The organism is Bradyrhizobium sp. AC87j1 (assembly GCF_002936975.1).
Taxonomy (GTDB): Bacteria; Pseudomonadota; Alphaproteobacteria; order Rhizobiales; family Xanthobacteraceae; genus Bradyrhizobium; species Bradyrhizobium shewense.
Window position 1 is genome coordinate 80,380 of record NZ_PTFE01000022.1, and the last position, 16,329, is coordinate 96,708.

19 protein-coding genes and 1 pseudogene are annotated in these 16,329 nt (G+C 65.9%); 6 read left to right on the top strand and 14 right to left on the bottom strand.

What is annotated here, in order from left to right; all coding sequences use genetic code 11:
* The first annotated feature begins 3 nt into the window (after positions 1-3).
* Positions 4-585: an amino acid synthesis family protein gene (locus CV770_RS14335; protein ID WP_104462794.1), complete on the top strand. Its 582-nt coding sequence runs from the start codon at positions 4-6 to the stop codon at positions 583-585.
* Positions 586-603: 18 nt separating this feature from the next.
* Here the strand turns inward: CV770_RS14335 and CV770_RS14340 are convergent, their stop codons facing one another.
* The 5 genes from CV770_RS14340 to CV770_RS14360 form a co-directional block, all read right to left on the bottom strand.
* Entirely contained in the window at positions 604-2,496 is a 1,893-nt protein-coding gene (locus CV770_RS14340) for a TRAP transporter large permease (RefSeq protein WP_104462795.1), read from the bottom strand.
* Positions 2,493-3,518 (bottom strand): TRAP transporter substrate-binding protein, encoded by a 1,026-nt coding sequence (locus CV770_RS14345; protein ID WP_104462796.1) that lies wholly within the window; start codon positions 3,516-3,518, stop codon positions 2,493-2,495. Before CV770_RS14345 ends, CV770_RS14340 begins: the two co-directional genes overlap by 4 nt.
* 159 nt (positions 3,519-3,677) lie before the next feature.
* Positions 3,678-4,688, bottom strand: a complete 1,011-nt coding sequence (locus CV770_RS14350) for a transketolase family protein (protein WP_201759848.1) — start codon at positions 4,686-4,688, stop codon at positions 3,678-3,680.
* Positions 4,685-5,530, bottom strand: coding sequence for a transketolase (locus CV770_RS14355; RefSeq protein ID WP_104462798.1), 846 nt, complete (start codon positions 5,528-5,530; stop codon positions 4,685-4,687). Before CV770_RS14355 ends, CV770_RS14350 begins: the two co-directional genes overlap by 4 nt.
* 17 nt (positions 5,531-5,547) lie before the next feature.
* Complete coding sequence (locus tag CV770_RS14360; protein ID WP_104462799.1) at positions 5,548-6,309, bottom strand: SDR family NAD(P)-dependent oxidoreductase; 762 nt, start codon at positions 6,307-6,309, stop codon at positions 5,548-5,550.
* A gap of 133 nt (positions 6,310-6,442) precedes the next feature.
* On the opposite strand from CV770_RS14360, the gene CV770_RS14365 reads away from it, so the two are divergent.
* Positions 6,443-7,360 (top strand): LysR substrate-binding domain-containing protein, encoded by a 918-nt coding sequence (locus tag CV770_RS14365; protein ID WP_104462812.1) that lies wholly within the window; start codon positions 6,443-6,445, stop codon positions 7,358-7,360.
* Here CV770_RS14365 and CV770_RS14370 read toward each other — a convergent pair.
* Positions 7,328-8,086 (bottom strand): MBL fold metallo-hydrolase, encoded by a 759-nt coding sequence (locus tag CV770_RS14370; RefSeq protein WP_104462800.1) that lies wholly within the window; start codon positions 8,084-8,086, stop codon positions 7,328-7,330. The genes CV770_RS14365 and CV770_RS14370 overlap by 33 nt on opposite strands.
* Before the next feature lie 9 nt (positions 8,087-8,095).
* Between CV770_RS14370 and CV770_RS14375 the strand changes: the two genes are divergently transcribed.
* The gene (locus CV770_RS14375) at positions 8,096-8,461 is read left to right on the top strand and encodes a LysR substrate-binding domain-containing protein (protein WP_502693598.1); all 366 of its coding nucleotides are present in this window, start codon (positions 8,096-8,098) and stop codon (positions 8,459-8,461) included.
* Here the strand turns inward: CV770_RS14375 and CV770_RS14380 are convergent.
* Both CV770_RS14380 and CV770_RS14385 read right to left on the bottom strand, forming a co-directional pair.
* On the bottom strand, positions 8,445-9,206 hold the full coding sequence (locus tag CV770_RS14380; RefSeq protein WP_104462801.1) for a hypothetical protein: 762 nt from the start codon (positions 9,204-9,206) through the stop codon (positions 8,445-8,447). The genes CV770_RS14375 and CV770_RS14380 overlap by 17 nt on opposite strands.
* A gap of 15 nt (positions 9,207-9,221) precedes the next feature.
* Positions 9,222-9,410 (bottom strand): hypothetical protein, encoded by a 189-nt coding sequence (locus tag CV770_RS14385; protein ID WP_104462802.1) that lies wholly within the window; start codon positions 9,408-9,410, stop codon positions 9,222-9,224.
* A gap of 253 nt (positions 9,411-9,663) precedes the next feature.
* Between CV770_RS14385 and CV770_RS14390 the strand changes: the two genes are divergently transcribed.
* Positions 9,664-10,641, top strand: coding sequence for a DUF2336 domain-containing protein (locus CV770_RS14390; RefSeq protein WP_104462803.1), 978 nt, complete (start codon positions 9,664-9,666; stop codon positions 10,639-10,641).
* Between the two features lie 219 nt (positions 10,642-10,860).
* On the opposite strand, the gene CV770_RS14395 is transcribed toward CV770_RS14390, so the two are convergent.
* The 4 genes from CV770_RS14395 to CV770_RS14410 form a co-directional block, all read right to left on the bottom strand.
* Positions 10,861-11,205, bottom strand: coding sequence for a DUF1491 family protein (locus CV770_RS14395; protein WP_091953210.1), 345 nt, complete (start codon positions 11,203-11,205; stop codon positions 10,861-10,863).
* A 39-nt stretch (positions 11,206-11,244) separates the two neighbouring features.
* Complete coding sequence (locus CV770_RS14400) at positions 11,245-11,466, bottom strand: hypothetical protein (protein ID WP_201759849.1); 222 nt, start codon at positions 11,464-11,466, stop codon at positions 11,245-11,247.
* Positions 11,467-11,606: 140 nt separating this feature from the next.
* Positions 11,607-12,317, bottom strand: a complete 711-nt coding sequence (locus CV770_RS14405) for a peptidoglycan-binding domain-containing protein (protein ID WP_104462804.1) — start codon at positions 12,315-12,317, stop codon at positions 11,607-11,609.
* Positions 12,310-14,175, bottom strand: a complete 1,866-nt coding sequence (locus CV770_RS14410) for a PAS domain-containing sensor histidine kinase (RefSeq protein WP_201759850.1) — start codon at positions 14,173-14,175, stop codon at positions 12,310-12,312. Before CV770_RS14410 ends, CV770_RS14405 begins: the two co-directional genes overlap by 8 nt.
* Before the next feature lie 412 nt (positions 14,176-14,587).
* On the opposite strand from CV770_RS14410, the gene CV770_RS14415 reads away from it, so the two are divergent.
* A complete protein-coding gene (locus tag CV770_RS14415) occupies positions 14,588-15,031 on the top strand; it encodes a DUF5330 domain-containing protein (protein ID WP_091953221.1) in 444 nt (147 codons plus the stop codon).
* Between the two features lie 67 nt (positions 15,032-15,098).
* Positions 15,099-15,527 carry a SufE family protein gene (locus CV770_RS14420; protein ID WP_028142948.1) on the top strand — a complete coding sequence of 143 codons (429 nt, stop codon included), beginning with the start codon at positions 15,099-15,101 and terminating at the stop codon, positions 15,525-15,527.
* A gap of 158 nt (positions 15,528-15,685) precedes the next feature.
* On the opposite strand, the gene CV770_RS14425 is transcribed toward CV770_RS14420, so the two are convergent.
* Complete coding sequence (locus CV770_RS14425) at positions 15,686-16,102, bottom strand: Ros/MucR family transcriptional regulator (protein WP_007608200.1); 417 nt, start codon at positions 16,100-16,102, stop codon at positions 15,686-15,688.
* A gap of 132 nt (positions 16,103-16,234) precedes the next feature.
* Positions 16,235-16,329 (bottom strand): annotated as a pseudogene (locus CV770_RS43310) (DUF308 domain-containing protein); the annotation flags it as partial.

The window sequence follows — 16,329 nt, forward strand, 5'->3', positions numbered from 1 at the left end:
AGCATGTCGTCCTACGATATTCGCAAGACCGCGCTCAGCGTCGAGACCATCCGGCATGAGCGCGGCCCGCGGCTGGAGAAGCCGCTGCTGGTCGGAACCGCCGTCGCGGTGATCCGCAATCCCTTCGCCGGACGCTATGAGTCCGATCTGATGCCGTTCCAGGCGGCCTTGCGTGAGCTCGGGCGCGAGCTCGCTGGCGCGCTGATCGCACAGCTCGGCGGTGCCGAGCGCATCGAAGCCTATGGCAAGGGCATCATCGTCGGTGAAGACGGCGAGCTCGAGCATGGCGCCGTCTGGCACGAAGCCGGCGGCCATGGCATGCGCGAGGTGCTTGGTCAGCCCAAGGCGATCGTCCCGGCTACGAAAACCATCGGCGGTCCCGGCACGCGCCTGATGGTGCCGCTCGGTCACATCCACGCCGCCTATGTCCGCAGCCATTTCGGCACCGCGGAGATGACGCTGTGGGACGCGCCGCGGCGGGACGAGATCGCCTTCGGCCTCGTGATGGCCACCGGCGGCCGCCCCCACGCGCGCATCGGAGGCCTCAAGGCATCCGAGATCTCCGTGCATGACGGGCAGCGCTGAGCGCCGCCCGTCTCCGCGTCACAGGAAGCCGGTCGATATCCACGGGATCGCCGCGACGATCAGCGTGCCGATCAGCAGGGCCACGATATAGCCGACGATCGGCCTGATACCCTCGTCGGGACTGATGCGGCTGATGGCGCAGGCCGCGTAATAGCCGACGCCGAATGGCGGGGCGAACAGGCCGATGCCCATCGCGAGCACGACGACCATCGCGTAGTGCACTTCGTGCACGCCGACCTGGCGGGCGATCGGAAACAATAGCGGCCCGAACAGGACGATGGCGGGGATGCCTTCCAGCACGCTGCCCAGAATGACGAAGGCGAAGATGGTCACGCCGAGAAAGACAGGCGTTCCGCCCGGCAGCGCCGTCATGAACTTTGCAAGCGATGCCGAGAAGCCCGATTGCGTCAGAGCCCACGCCATCCCTGTCGCCGCGCCGATGATCAGCAGGATCGCGCCTGATAGTGACGCGGTCTCCACCAACATTGGATAAAGCCGGCGCCAGGCGAACTGACGATAGATCAGAAGCCCGGTGAAAACCGAGTAGACGATGCCGATGGTCGAAACTTCGGTCGCGGTGGCGACGCCCTCGACCACCGCGGCGCGGATGACGAAGGGCAGCGCCATTGCCGGAATGGCAATGACGAAGGCGCGGCCGATCTCCCTGCCCGTGGCCCGCTTCACATGCGACAGGTCCTCGCCCCGGTATCGCCACCAGACCACGGCGCAGAGACCGACGGCGAGCACGATGCCGGGCAGTAGCCCCCCGGTGAACAGCGCCGCGATCGACACTCCCGTCACTGAGCCGATGGTGATCAGCACGAGCGACGGCGGAATGGTCTCGGTCTGGGCCCCGGTCGCCGCGAGCAGCGCCACGAGATCACCGGGCCTAGCGCCGCGCTTGGTCATCTCCGGAAACAGCACCGGCGCCACAGCGGCCATGTCGGCCGCCTTCGAGCCGGAGATGCCCGACACCAGGTACATCGCGCCGACCAATACATAGTGCAGGCCGCCGCGCACGTGGCCGAGCAGGCTGGCGAGAAAGCCGACCATGGCCCGCGCCATGCCGGTCATCTCGATCAGCAGGCCGAGGAACACGAAGAGCGGCACAGCCAGCAGGATCAGATGGCTCATGCCTTCGTCCATGCGCCCGATGATGACCACATCGGGCGTGTTCGTCGTCAGCGCCAGATATCCGACGGTAGCAAGACCGAAGGCAAAGGCGATCGGCACCGCCGCCAGCACCATCGCGCCGACGATGATCACGAAGAAGATCAGCAGGTTGAGATTGCCGAGCGGTTTCAATACCGGCGCGATGAGGACGAGCGCGGCGATGATGCCGGCGACGAGCACCGCGGCCGCCAGCAGGCTGCGCAAGCTCGAGATGCGGGCGAGCCGCAGGACCGCCGCGATCAGCATCAATCCGATGCCGACGGGTAACGCGGCAGCCCGCCAGCTGTTGACGATTTCGAGCGCCGGCGTCGTGACGAACACCTCGTCGGCCGCGAACTCGTAGGCGGGATGGATCACCAACAACAGGAACGCCAGCGATGCCCCGGCGGCAACAACATCCAGGAAGGCACGTGCGTTGGGACGGAGCATGCCGATGATGGCCGTCATCCGCATGTGCTCGCCGCGCTGGAACGCGATCACCGATCCCAGCATGGCGAGCCACAGGAACAGGATGCCGGCGAGCTCGTCGGCCCAGATGATCGGAGCGTGAAAGACATATCGACCGACGATGCCGGCCGACAAAACGACGATCTCGGCCAGCACCAGGAGCGCCGCCGGGATCGCAACCACATGACCAAGCACCTTGTTGGCCGCGACGGCCCAGCGGTGCACACTGGATTGAGGCACTGCGACCGCGGCGCCCTGATCGATCCCAGGCATATGGTTGACCGCGGTCATGACAGCTTGCCCGCCGCTTTCTCGAGCTGAGCCCAGGCCTCATCGCCGAACTTGGCCTTCCAATCGGCGTAGAAGCTGGTCTTCGCCAGGGCCTGGCGGAACGCGCCGCGGTCGACGTCGATGAACTGCATGCCCTTGGCGGTCAGATCGGCGCGCAAGGACTCGCTGAGTTTGGCGACGTCGGCGCGCTCCTCTTTGGCCGAGCGATCCAGCTCCCGCGTCACGATCTCCTGCACATCCTTCGGCAACTTTTCGAAAGCGCGCTTGTTGCCGAGGATCCAGTAATTGTCCCAGACGTGTCCGGTCAGGGAGCAGGTCTTCTGCACCTCGTACAGCCGGGCGGTCGCGATGATCGGCAGCGGATTTTCCTGACCGTCGACCACCTTGGTCTGGAGCGCGGAGTAGACCTCGTTGAAATTGATCGGCGCGGGGCCCGCCCCAAGCGCCTGGAACAGCGATGTCAGATTGGGAGCGGCCGGCACGCGCAGCTTGAAATTCTTGAGATCGTCCGGCGTCCTGATCTCGCGGCCAGACGACGTGACGTGGCGGAAGCCGTTATCCCAGGGGCTCGACACCGCCATGATCGGCGTCCGCGCGATCTGCGCGCGGATATAGGCGCCGAGCTCGCCATCCATCGCCTTCCAGACCGCGTCATAGTTCGTGAAGAGAAAGCCGAGGTTGACGATGCCTGCAGCCGGCACCAGCGTCGCGAGGATCAGCGAGGACAGGTTGAAGAACTCGACGCCGCCGTTGCGGACCTGCGTCAACAGGTCGGTATCCGACCCGAGCTGGTTCGCCGGAAACAGGTTGATCTCGAGCCGGCCGCTCGTCGCCTCGCGAATGCGGTCGGCAGCTTCCTTGGCGCGGATGTTGACGGGATGCGTCGGATCCTGCCCCGTCGCGAGCTTGTAGGTGAATTCCGCGGCCGAGGCCGGGCGGGTGAGAATGGCACATAGCGGCACCGCGGCGCCGGCCATGAGCAACTTGCGGCGGCTCAGAGTTCTCGGCTTGCGCAAGGTCATCGTTTCCTCCTGTCGAGCATGGTTTGGTTGATCTAAAGGCGGCTCTTCACCGCCCGTGTTGCTGCTGGCCGGCTCTCGATGCGCCGGCATTGGACAGCAGCCGTCGTTCTTCGCAGCGGCGCTGCGAAGCATGTCGGTCGCGGATCGGGAGGCGGGCTGCTAGCGCAGCCACTCCTTGATCTGCCGCTTCACTTCCGCGGTCGAGATGCCGTAGCGGTCGTGCAAGGTCGGCAGCGCGCCGGCGGCGAGAAACTCGTCGGGAAGTCCGATCTGCCGGAACGCGGGATGAACGCCCGAGCGCATCAGCAGCGAAGCCACGGCCTCGCCGAGCCCGCCGATCACGGTGTGGTTCTCGGCGACGACGACGAGGCGGCCGGGCTTGCCCGCTTCGCGCAGGATCGCTTCGGTGTCGAGCGGCTTGATGGTCGGCACGTGCAGGACGCCGACGCTGACGCGGTCGTCCGCGAGCGCCTGCGCCGCCTCCAGCGCGCGCATGGTCATGATGCCCGAGGAGATGATCAGGACGTCGCTGCCGTCACGAAGCGACGCAGCCTTGCCGAGCTCGAACCGGTAATTGTACTCGTCGAGCACCAGCGGCACCTGTCCGCGCAGCAGGCGCATATAGACCGGTCCGCGATGCGCGGCGATCGCGGGCACGATCTGCTCGATCTCGTACGCATCGCAGGGATCGATCACCGTCATGTTCGGCATCGCGCGGAACAGGGCAAGATCCTCGGCGGCCTGGTGGCTGGGTCCATAGCCCGAGGTCAGGCCGGGCAGCGCGCAGGCGATCTTCACGTTGCGGTCTTCTTCCGCGATGGTCTGGTGGATGAAGTCATAGGCCCGCCGCGAGGCGAATACCGCATAAGTCGTTGCGAACGGCATGAAGCCTTCCGCGGCGAGCCCCGAGGCTGCAGCGAACAGCAGCTGCTCGGCCATGCCCATCTGGTAATAACGATCGGGAAAGGCCTGCGCGAAGATGTGCAGATCGGTGTATTTGCCGAGATCGGCGGTCATGCCGACCACGTCCTCGCGGCTGCGGGCGAGTTCGACGAGCGCGTGGCCGAAGGGGGCGGGTTTGGCGCGCTGCCCTTCCGCCGCGATCGAAGCGATCATGGCCGAGGTGGTGAGGCGCGGCTTTGCCGAAGGGGGGGGGCCTGCGGACTTCATGGCTGGTCTCCCGCGTTCAATGCCGACAGCGCGAGCTGCCATTCGTGCGGCTCGACGCGAATGAAATGGTTCTTCTCGCGCTGCTCGAGGAAGGGAACGCCCTTGCCCATCAACGTGTCGACGACGATCATGCGAGGCTTCGGCTCGGCATGTGCCATCGCGGCATCGAAAGCCCCCACCACCGCGTCGAGATCGTTGCCGTCGACGCGCTGCACGAACCAGCCGAAGGCCTCGAGCTTATCGACTAGCGGCTCGAAGCCGAGCATCTGCTTTGAGGGACCATCGGCCTGCTGATTGTTGACGTCGACGATTGCGATGATGTTGTCGAGCTTGTGATGGGCCGCAGACATAATGGCTTCCCATTTCGAGCCCTCGTCGAGCTCGCCGTCCGAGAACAGGGTGAAGATCCGCGCCGCCGAGTTCTTGCGCTTCAGCCCGAGCGCCATGCCGACGGCGATGCCAAGGCCAAGGCCGAGCGATCCGCCGGACATCTCCATGCCCGGGGTATAGGAGGCCATGCCCGACATCGGCAGACGGCTCTCGTCGAAGCCATAGGTTGCGAGCTCCGCTTCCGGAATGATCCCGGCCTCGATCAGCGCCGCATAAAGTGCAATCGCATAGTGTCCGTTCGACAGCAAAAAGCGGTCGCGGCCTTCCCAGACCGGATCTTCGGCGCGAAAGCGCATCGCGTGGAAATAGGCCGCCGCCAGCACGTCGGCGATGTCGAGCGCCTGGGCGATATAACCCTGGCCCTGGACCTCACCCATCAGCAGGGCGTTGCGGCGGATATTGCGGGCGCGCTGTGCCAGCGTCGGTGCGTTCGGGAGTGTCGGTGTTGCCATGTATGTCTCCTCCTCGGCTAGTGGATCAGCATGCCGCCGTTCACGTCGATGACCGCGCCGGTGACATAGGCCGACAGGTCCGAGGCGAGGAAGGTGTAGATGCCCGCGACGTCGGCGGCCTCGCCGAGTCGGCCGAGCGGTATGCCCTCGAGGATCTTCGTCCGCATCTCGTCGGTGAGCTTGCCCGCGGTGATATCGGTGCCGATCAGGCCCGGCGTCACGCAATTGACGCGGATGCCGTCGGGCCCGAATTCGCGGGCCATCGCCTTGGCGAGTCCGAGCACGCCGGCCTTGGCTGCCGAATAGTGCGGTCCGCCGAAGATGCCGCCGCCGCGCTGGGCGGAAACGGACGACATGCACGCGATCGATCCGCTCTTGCGCTTCTGCATATGCGGGATCACGGCCTGCGACAGGAACAGGATGCCCTTGAGGTTGACGTCCTGGATACGGTTCCAGTCTTCAGGCGTGATGTCGAGAAGCTTCACCGGCTGCGTCACGCCGGCATTGTTGATGAGGATGTCGATCTGGCCGAACCGCGCGATGACCGCTTCAACGGCCTTGATGCAGGCCTGCTTGTCGGTGACGTCCAGGGCGAGGCCAAGATGCGGCTCGCCAGTGCCGGATTCGAGCCCGCGCGCGGCGGCTTCCGCGGCCGAACCGTCGATGTCGAGAATGGCGACCCGCGCGCCTTCGGCCGCAAAGCGACGGGCCGTTGCAAGGCCGATGCCCCGCGGCGAGGCCGCTCCGGTGATGATGGCAGTCTTGCCGCGTAGCAGCATTGTGATCCTCCCTGAACGGCTGTTGCCGGCACCAACGGCGCCACTGTTCTTGACCCGTTGATTATGCCCCTGCCCCGTTTCCGACAAACGCGCTGTTGTCTTGCATAGGTGAATTTGGTTCACTCGTCGGATGCTGTTGTCCAGTATTCCGATATCGTCCATCCGCGCGTTCGAGGCGGCCGCACGCACCGGCTCGTTCCGGGATGCGGCGAACGAACTTCATCTGACGCCGAGCGCGGTGAGCCACGCCATCCGCAAGCTCGAGAGCGCGATGGGCACGATATTGTTCGAACGGAGCGCCCGCGCCGTCCGTCTGACGCCGGCGGGCGAGAATTTGATGCGTCATGCCGGCGCCGCCTTCGACAATCTGCGGCGCGGGATCGAAGAGGTCGCGGGCCGCGGCCCGCAATTGCTGAGAGTGCACTGCGCGCCGAGCTTTGCCGCGCAGTGGCTCGCGCCGCGCCTCGCCCGCTTCATGGCCGCAGAGCCCCAGCTCGAGGTCCGGCTTGCCGCCAGCACGGAATATGCCCGGTTCAGCAACGACGATTTCGACATCGACATCGTCTACGGGCAGCCGAGAGCCGAGGGGGTCGAGGTCATTCCGCTCGGCGAAGAGACCGTGACGCCACTCTGCACGCCCGAGCTCGCGAAGAAGATCCGCAAGCCGACGGACCTGCTCGATCAGGTGCTGATCCGCTCGGAAGTGAAGCAGGTGCAGTGGCACCAATGGTTCACCGCCAACGGGCTCGAAGCGCCTGCCATTCATGGCATGCGCTTCGATCGCAGCTTCCTGGCGATCGCGATGGCGTCGAGCGGCCTCGGCGTGACGCTGGAGTCAACCCGACTTGCCGAACGCGAGATCGCCACAAGGCGGCTGGTTGCCCCCCTCGCCGGACGCTCCGTCGACATCCGCTATATCGGCCATCACCTGGTGTTCCCGCGCGCGAGCCAGCAGCGGCGACCGATCCGCGTCTTCTCCGAGTGGATCACGCGGGAGGTGGCGGTCGCCGGCCCGGCTTCAAGCCGATCGAGAGTCAAGTCGACGGGCTGACGGCTCCGGATTCATGCTTCTGCACCGGCAGCGCTCGTAATCCGCGGGATCGTGGCTGTTGACGATCGTCACGCAATCGCCGTGATCGCGCTTCAGCGCGCGCAGCCGGGCCTGGTTAGCGATCCGCATTGCGCGGTCCATGTCGCCGCGGCGCTGGAAATAGCCGAGCATCAAGGGGACGCGCGGCGATGCATCGAGCTGGCCGTGGTGGAAATAGCTGTCGCCGGCATGCAGCAGCCAGGTGTCGCCCGAGCGCACCGCGATGCCGCAATGGCCGAGCGTGTGGCCGGCAAGCGGGATCATCAGGATGTCCGCCTCCTTGTCGCCGAGCGCGCGCACGCCCTTGAAGCCGAACCAGTCCTCGCCGGCTTCACCGTAGAATTGCCAGCGCGGACCATGGCTCCACTGCCCCGTGACATAGCGGCCTTCCGGCGGCGCGGGCTTGCGCAGCACCGCTATGTCGTATTCGGCGCGGTGGACGTGGATCGCGGCGTGGGGAAAGTCGGGCACGCCGCCGGCATGATCGCGGTCGAGATGCGTCAGCAGCACGTGGCACACGTCGTTCGGTGAATAGCCGAGCGCCCTCACCTGCTCGGCTGCCGTCTCCGCGGGATCCAGCTTTGGCGCGGTCTGCCGCACCCAGCGCCGCCCCAGCCGCTCGGGCAATGCGATGTCACCGAGGCCGATCCCGGTGTCGACCAAAGCCAGCCCGTCATTCGTCTCCATCAGCAGGCAGTGGCAGACCAGGCGGGCGCGCTGGAACAGGCTGCCGCTGCCGTTCACCAGAGCGCATTCTTCGGCCGCAATGCGCAGCGGCGCCAGACCGCGGCGATCGCACAGTCGGAAGACTGGGCCATCGCGCTGGTCGCCGCCGGCGTCGGCATCGCCATCGTCCCGGAAGGCGTGGCCAAGGGCAATCTTGATGTCGCGGTGCGCGAGATCGAGGTCAAGGTGAAGCGCGAGGTCGGCCTCGCCTACCGCGCCTCGGTGCCGCTGGCGGATGCGCTGAAGGAGTTTGTCGGGAAGCTGCAGAAGCAGCGGCGGCCGGATCGAACCAAGCGCCGGGTTGGCGCGCGCAAGACGCTCAGCCCTTCGAGATGACCGCACGTCCATAGGGCGGTTGCGCCTGGACCGGCGGGTTGGCGGTCTGGGCGGCGAGCTCGCCGATCAGGCGGTCGGCGTCGGCGGCCATGCCGTCAGGGGCCTGGATCACCAGGCGCTCGAGCGCCCAGCGATAGGACGAGATGCGCTGCTCCAGGCATTGCTGCACCCACTGCACGATCAGCGAGTTCTCCTGCATCCGCGCGACCGCGTCGTCCCTCTCTCTCGGCGAGAGCGCGGAGACGCGCGCCATGCTGGCATTGCGTTTCCTGTCGAGGTCGATGACGCGGATCGCGCTGGCGAAGAACGGCTCGAAGCGGGTGATGTCGTTGCGCACGTCCTCGATCAGCTGCGCATAGCGCGAGGAATGCGAGCGGTGCGGCTCGTCGATCAGCGTGCGGCCGTACATGGTGCGGTCGAACACGATCTTCTGCCGCCAGGGTGACGGCATCGCCTTGTAGTCGCCGAACACGCTCTTCCAGGCGGGGCGCGACAGCGGCGGCTCGATCATGGGATAGGCGAGGTCGCGCAGCTGGCGCTCCTCGTCGGTGAGCTGGAATTGTGAGGGACCCAGGCCGACGCTGCCGGTGGCTTCGGCCCCTAACCAGCGATGCATGTCGTCGCTGCGCATGTCAGCGCGGGTGCGGCCGAAATCGCCGCCGCTACAGGCGCCGAGCGCAGCGCCAAGCAGCGTGAGCAGCACGGCCGATAGGACAGACCGGATCTGGCGGATGGTGTCCGGCATTGCAAAGGCCCGAAATCAGCGACGACGACGACGGCGCCCCGGCGCTGTGCCCTGCTCCGGCCCGTGATCGCCGCTGGTTTCGTCTGCCTCGCGCTCGATACGGATGACGGGAAGGATCAGGATCGTTCCCATCTCCGCGCGCGGAGCGACATCCCCCGGCGAGCCCACCCGGCGACCGGCCGGAAATTCAATGATGGTCCCCATGTCAGCTCTCTTCAATTGCCGCGCGACCAAGCGCGCTCATGCAACATGCATTCATTAAGATCAGTTCATGGTTAACGGGGTGTAAACGTCGCGGTCGGACCGTAACCGCACGGGCCGACCGCGACGTCCCGTTGCGGCACGGGATCGCTTCAAATCGAGCGTTCGGCTTCACGCCTCGTTTTCCTTAACGAGCCTTTAAAGGAGCCTGCGATAGGCTGGCGGGCAGTATCTCTTCCAGGTCGCGTATCCCTCCATGACCAAGTCGCTGTTTCCCGGATTCGACGGGCTGATGTCCCTCTCCCGTCGCGAAGGCGTCGATGTTCGGCCGACGCTGCTGCGCGTGCTGACCGACCTCTATGTGCAGACGCGCATCCACAGCGACGACGAGCAGCGCCAGTTCACCGAGCTCGCAACGCGGCTGATCGACCAGGTCGACGATGCGACCCGCGCGGCCATCAAGGCCAAGCTCGCAATCTATCCATCGACGCCTGTCCCGGTCCTGCAGAAGCTCGGGCTGGTCGCCGCACATGAAGGCCGCAGGGTTCCACTCGCCCGCGAGATCCCCACACCCGCACCCGCCCCCTCGCCGGCCCGCACGCCGACCGACGCCGAGCTGCGCATGGCCGCCAATATGGCGATGCAGCCGAAGGACGCCGCCGAGATCCACGACATGTTCTTCCGCGCCGGCGCCTCCGAGCGCGCGCTGATCCTGCACAATCTGGCGCAGACCCCGCTGAAGGCCGCGCCCCGCATTCCGACCGTGCGCGCCAAGCGCGCGATTCAGATCCTGGAGATGGCGGCGATCGCGGGCGACGTCGAGAATTTCACCCTCGAGCTCGGCGACAGCCTGATCCTGCCCTCGCGCGTCGCAGCCCAGATCGTCGATGATGCCGGCGGCGAGGCGCTCGCGGTCGCCGCGCGCGCGCTCGACATGCCGAGCCCGAACTTCCAGCGCATTCTGCTGTTCTTCAAGCCGGAGATCGGCACGTCCGTGAACGAGGTGTACCGGCTGTCACGGCTCTACGATCGTCTCAGCGACCGCTCGGCGCTGGTGATGCTGGCAGCCTGGCGCGGCTCGACGCTCGCCGTTACCCGCGCAAAGTACCAGTCGTCACTGCACGACGGCGAACGCCAGCGCGCCCGCGCGGGCGCAAGCCAGACCCGGCCGGGCGTGCAGCCCGGCGCGATGCCGCCGCGCCGCACCGGCACCGACGGATCGTCGGATCGGTGATTTGCTTGCGCGCTGACGCTGAGCGTGAGGCGCACAGCATCTCTCTTAGCTCGTGCCCCGGACGCGGCGCAGCGCCCCCGGCGATGCGAAGCATCGTCCGGTGCGATGCGCTGCTGAGCCGGGGCCCATCTCTCCGCGTCCGTTGATGCCGCCTTCTGGGTCCCGGCTCTGCACGGCAACGCTGGCGCGTCGCCGCTTGTCCGGGACAAGGAGCAGCAGTTACGTCTTCGCCAGTTCCAGGAAATGCCGGCCCGCACGGTCCTCGGTCTCGACGATCCAGGCGTCCGGATCGAAGCGGATTTCCTTGGCGAGACGCTCCTCGATCGTGTGCTCGGGCAAAGATTGCTGTGCGACCGGCACAAAGAAGCGATCGACGGGACGGCCATCGTCGTAGACGGTCTGCGGCGCCGGCGCGTAGAGCATCGCATGGCCGTCGAGCAGCGACACCTTCACGAACACCGCGCCCGCCTCCTCGGCACCGCGACGGCGCACCGCGCCGAACACGCCCTCGGTCTGGCACCGGCGCAGGTAAGCCGCGACCCATATGTTGGATTTCAAACGCATGAGTCGAACGATAGGCCAGCGCGACGCGCGCCGCCAGTCTCAGCGTCCGATTGTCACGCCTTGCTTACACCTCGCCCGCCGTTGATCTGGCGCGACGAGATATGACAGCGGCATCGCAAGTGCGAATCCCACGGCCACCGCATAGGGGATGTTCCTGATCGCGTCGGCGGCGACGCTCGGCACCATCAGCACGACGATCAGACTGACGCCCGCCAGCGCCGTACCCAGCATGATCCAGACCAGAACCGAGACCTTGAACATGACAACCTCTCTTCTTCGTTGAGCGATCATGTTCCCCGAAGCTGTCGGCCGTCATTGATCCCAAGCAAATCGCCCGCGCGCGGGCGCGGCGGCGCGCGATGCCCGGAATTGATCGGCGTCAATGACAGCGGGCGGTGGGGTTATTCGACGGGATGGCCGATCGCGGCGCCGAGTTCGCGCAGCAGCCGGTCGGACAGCTGGCCGGTGACCTGCATCTTGTGCTCGCGCTCGAACTTCTGGATCGCGGACTGGGTCTCGCCGCTCATCGTGCCCGTGATCTTCAAATTCCCGTAGCCATATTCGGACAGCGCGCGCTGCGCGCCGGCGATACGCCGTGCGGCGGGGCTCTGCGGAACGGGAATCGGCGCGGGCGGACGCATGGCGGACGGCGGCGTCGAGGTCGTCGCCTTGACCAGATTGGTCATGGGATCACTGCCCGCGCGCGGCGTCGATGCGGTCGCCTCGACGGGCTTTTCGGGTGGCTTCTCGGCGGCTCGCTCGGCAGGTTTCGGCTCGGCGCGGAACTCCGTCGCGCGCGGCTCCAGCGGCGAGGTATCGGCGCCGACCGGGCGCGGACGCGGCATCGGGTTCGACAGCGCCACGGAGGACGGTGCGGGAAGATTGATCACGGTGCCGAACATCGGCGCCGGATGCCGGCCGGTCTGCAGGAACAGCGCATTGGCAACGATCGCGCCGATCGCGGCGACGGCGACGAGACCGGCGAGCGTGTCCTTCGGGCTGTGCAGCAGCACGCGCATCACGAGGTTGCGCTCGGTCTCGACATCGATGACCGCGGCCTTCGCGCCACGGCGGCGCGGAGCGGTTTCGTCCTTGGCAGACTTCTTAGGCACTTTTCTTCACCAGAGCGGGTTGGTCCTGAGACTGGTCGTGAGTTTGGTCCTGAAGGTCCTGGCGCAGCACCGGCGTCAGCGTCGCGACCTTGCTCTCGGCCGGCTTGACTTGCGCCGGCGTGTAGACGAGCGGCAGCCTGACGGTGACGGCGGTGCCCTCTCCCAATCTGCTTTGTACCGTCAATTCGCCGAGATGCAATGCCACGAGACTCTTCACGATCGAAAGTCCGAGGCCGGTTCCCTCGTGACGACGCTGATAGGTCTTGCCGGCCTGGAAGAACGGCGCGCCGATGCGCTTGAGATCGTCGGGCGCGATGCCGACGCCGGTGTCGCTGATGCGCAGCGTCAGCTGGGAACCCGACACCGAAGCGGTCACGGAGACCTGACCGCCACGCTCGGTGAACTTGATGGCGTTGGCGACGAGATTGAGCACGATCTGCTTGAACGCCCTGGGATCGCCGGTCATGACAGGCAGATCCTGCGGCGCGTCGGTGATGAGGTCGACGCCGTTCTCCCGCGCCTTCAGCGCCAACAGATTGCAGCAATGCAACAGCGAGGCGCGCGGCGCGAACGGCTCGGACGCGATCTCGAAATTGCCCGACTCCATCTTGGACATGTCCAGGATGCCGTTGACGACTGACAACAGATGCTGGCCGGAATCGTTGATGAGCTGGGCGTATTCCTGGCGCTGGGCCGCCCCCAGCATCAGGGTCTGCTCCTGCGCGATCATCTCGGAGAAGCCGATGATGGCGTTCAGCGGGGTGCGCAGCTCGTGGCTCATGGTGGCGAGGAAGCGCGTCTTGGCGGCATCGGCAGACTCGGCGGCGGTGCGCGCCTGATCCAGCGCCTGCTCGGACAGCTTGTGGTCGGTGACGTCGCGCATCACGGCGACGACTTCGGCCTCGCGCGTGACGTCGCTATGAGGATTCTGGCCGATATCCCGGTCGAGCGGGCGGCAGCGCATCTCGACCCAGAGGAAATCGACCTGGCCGCGCTCCGAACCGTCAGGCTCACGCCGCAGCCGGAACTCGATGCTGCGCACGTCGCCGCGCGCGGCATCGGAGAGCGCGGTGAGATAGGCCGGGCGATCGGCGACATGGACGCGATCGAACAGGCCATGCCCGAGCAGTTGCGCCACCGGCGTGCCGAGCATGGGTTCCGCCGCGGGCGAGATGAACTGCACTGCACCGTTGCGCTGATGCCGCGAGACGACGTCGCTCATGTTGCGGGCGAGCAGGCGATAACGCTCCTCCTCGCGCGACAGCAGCGCAACGCTGGTGCGCGCGAGCGATTCCGCGCCGAAGGCAAGGCCGGCGGCATAGAGCGTCGCCGAGACGACGCCGCACGCCATCAGCACGCCGCGTTCAGCAGTGCTGGTGTCTGCAACCGGCAGCCAGCCGAGCTGGCCGACGATGATCAGGAGTCCCGCACAGGACAGCGCGAGCAAGGATGCAAAGGCCGCGACGCGGCGCGAGGCCGACAGCGCGGCTTCGAGGGGAACCACGACCAGCCAGACCGCGGCGAATGATTCGATGCCGCCCGTGGTGCCCGCGACCGCCATGATCAGGCCGGCGAGCGCCAGCGACGACAGCACATGCGCGCCTTCGTAGCGGCCGGTGCGCGACAGGAACCAGGACAGCAGGATCGGCGCGATCAGCCAGGCGAACGCGGCGACCTCGACCGCGCTCGGTGCGCCACGCATGGCGAGATAGACCGGGAATGCGGCAAAGGCGGCCAGGCTGCCAAGCAGCCGCGGCGCCATGAAGGCACGATGACGCGCCCGCATCAGCGCATCGTAACGCGCGGAGGGATGCAGCAGTGCATCGAGACAATCGCGGATGATACTCAAAACTGTCACGGGTCTCGCGCTTCGGCTCAATCGTCTTTTGGAAGACGCGCCGCAACGCCTCCTTGTCGTTGAGCCACCGTGTCAGAGCGACCTTAAACGAGTGCTAAGGCGGCTCGGTGTGCGGCCGAACGCCGGGACATCGCGGGGCTTTTTAGACGATTTGGCGACGTCTTCGGCGAGGATGGTGAACACAGGGTTTCACGCATCCCGGCATGGTTTCGAATTGGTGGATATGCGCGCCAGCAAGATCACGGGCGCCCGCGTCAATCGAAAATTTACGACACCGTCGATCTCGAAGAATTTTGCGTAAATTTTCCGCGAATTAAGCTCAAGGCAATCACTTGCGATTTATCGAGAGTTGCTAGGTCGAAACGCGCGCGGACCATCGCCGCGGGCGGGATCTAACGAACAGGTCGATAAGATGCGCTTTCTGCTCCGCATCACATTCTGGCTCGGGCTGGTGCTGGTGCTCCTGCCCAGGGACAAGACGCCCGAATCGGAGAAGCTGCCCCAGATCGGTGCCGCCGACGCGGTGCAGGCTGCGACCGCGGCCGTCTCCGACATGACCCAGTTCTGCAAGCGCCAGCCGGCGGCCTGCGAGGTCGGCGGACAGGCCGCGACCATCATCGGCCAGCGCGCCCAGGACGGTGCCCGCAAGATCTACCAGATCATCAACGACAAGAAAGAGCAGATCTCCAACGACAAGAACGAGAAGACCGACAAGAACGACAAGAAGGCGCCCGACCACACAGGCTCGATCGCGATGGTCGGCGAAGGCGATGCCGCATCGACCGTGGCGCCGCGCGATACCCTGAGCCAGGACGACCTTGCGCTGGAATGGCGCGGCCCGGCGGCGGCGAATTAGCGCCCAAACCCTATCGATTTCATCTCCTCGCATCCTTATATTGGCCTTAACGGGAACACGGGCCAACATGACGACGATCGACGAAATCAGGGACAATTTCGAGCTTCTGGACGAGTGGGACGACCGCTACCGGTACGTCATCGAACTCGGCCGCACCCTGGAACCGATGCCCGAGGCGGAACACTCCGCCGAGAACAAGGTCAACGGCTGCGTCAGCCAGGTCTGGCTGCAGAAGCTGGTCGACCGCGGCCATGGCGCGCCGATCCTGAAATATCGCGGCGACAGCGACGCGCATATCGTGCGCGGGCTGGTCGCGATCGTGCTCTCCCTCTATTCAGGCCGCACGCCGCAGGAGATCATCGATACCGACGCGATCGCGGTGTTCAACGAGTTCGGCTTTCGCGATCATCTGACGCCGCAGCGCTCCAACGGCCTGCGCTCGATGGTCGAGCGCATCAAGACCGATGCGAAAGAAGCGCTGGCGGAAGCGTCGTAAGATGCTCTCGTAGGTGGGCAGAGCGGCTTGTCCGCCGTAGCTCGAAGAGCGAAGGCGGAAGCGTGCCCACGATTTGCGCGTGACTGGAGAGAATTCGCGGGCACGTCGCGCAAGCGCGCGCCTTTGCCCACCCTACCAGAGCTGGCCGAGCGGACGGTCTACTTCCGCTTCCGCTGCTGCTGTCCGAGGCCCATCTGCTTGGCCAATTGCGAGCGCGCCACCGCATAGTTCGGCGCGACCATGGGGTAGTCGGCCGGCAGGCCCCATTTCTCGCGGTATTGCTCCGGCGTCATGTTGTACTGCGTGCGCAGATGGCGCTTCAGCGACTTGAAGCGCTTGCCGTCTTCCAGGCAGACCAGATAATCGGGCGCGATCGACTTCTTCAGCGAGACCGCCGGCTTGGCCGGCTCGAGCGGCGCGGTCTCGGTGCGGCCTGACGACACCCGCACCAGGGCACCATGCACCTGGCTGATCAGATTCGGAATCTCCGTCGCAGGCGTTGGATTGTTGCTGAGATAGGCCGACACGATGCTCGCCGTCAGCTCGATGAAATTCTTCGCCCCAGCGTCCGACATCGGCCCGCCCCTCCACTTACGCCTCACGGGATAGACGACGCCGAACTATTCCGTGTCAACAAGACGTTCGGCTGAAACAAGACGATGACCGACGCGGTGCGACAACGGCGCTCTACTTCTGCGCGGTAGAGCTCAGGACCGCTGGTCGAGATGGGCGCGCAGCTCGTCGATCGAGGCAAAGCGCATCATGCCCTCCGGCATCTGCGCTTCGATCGAGCCGTCGGAAT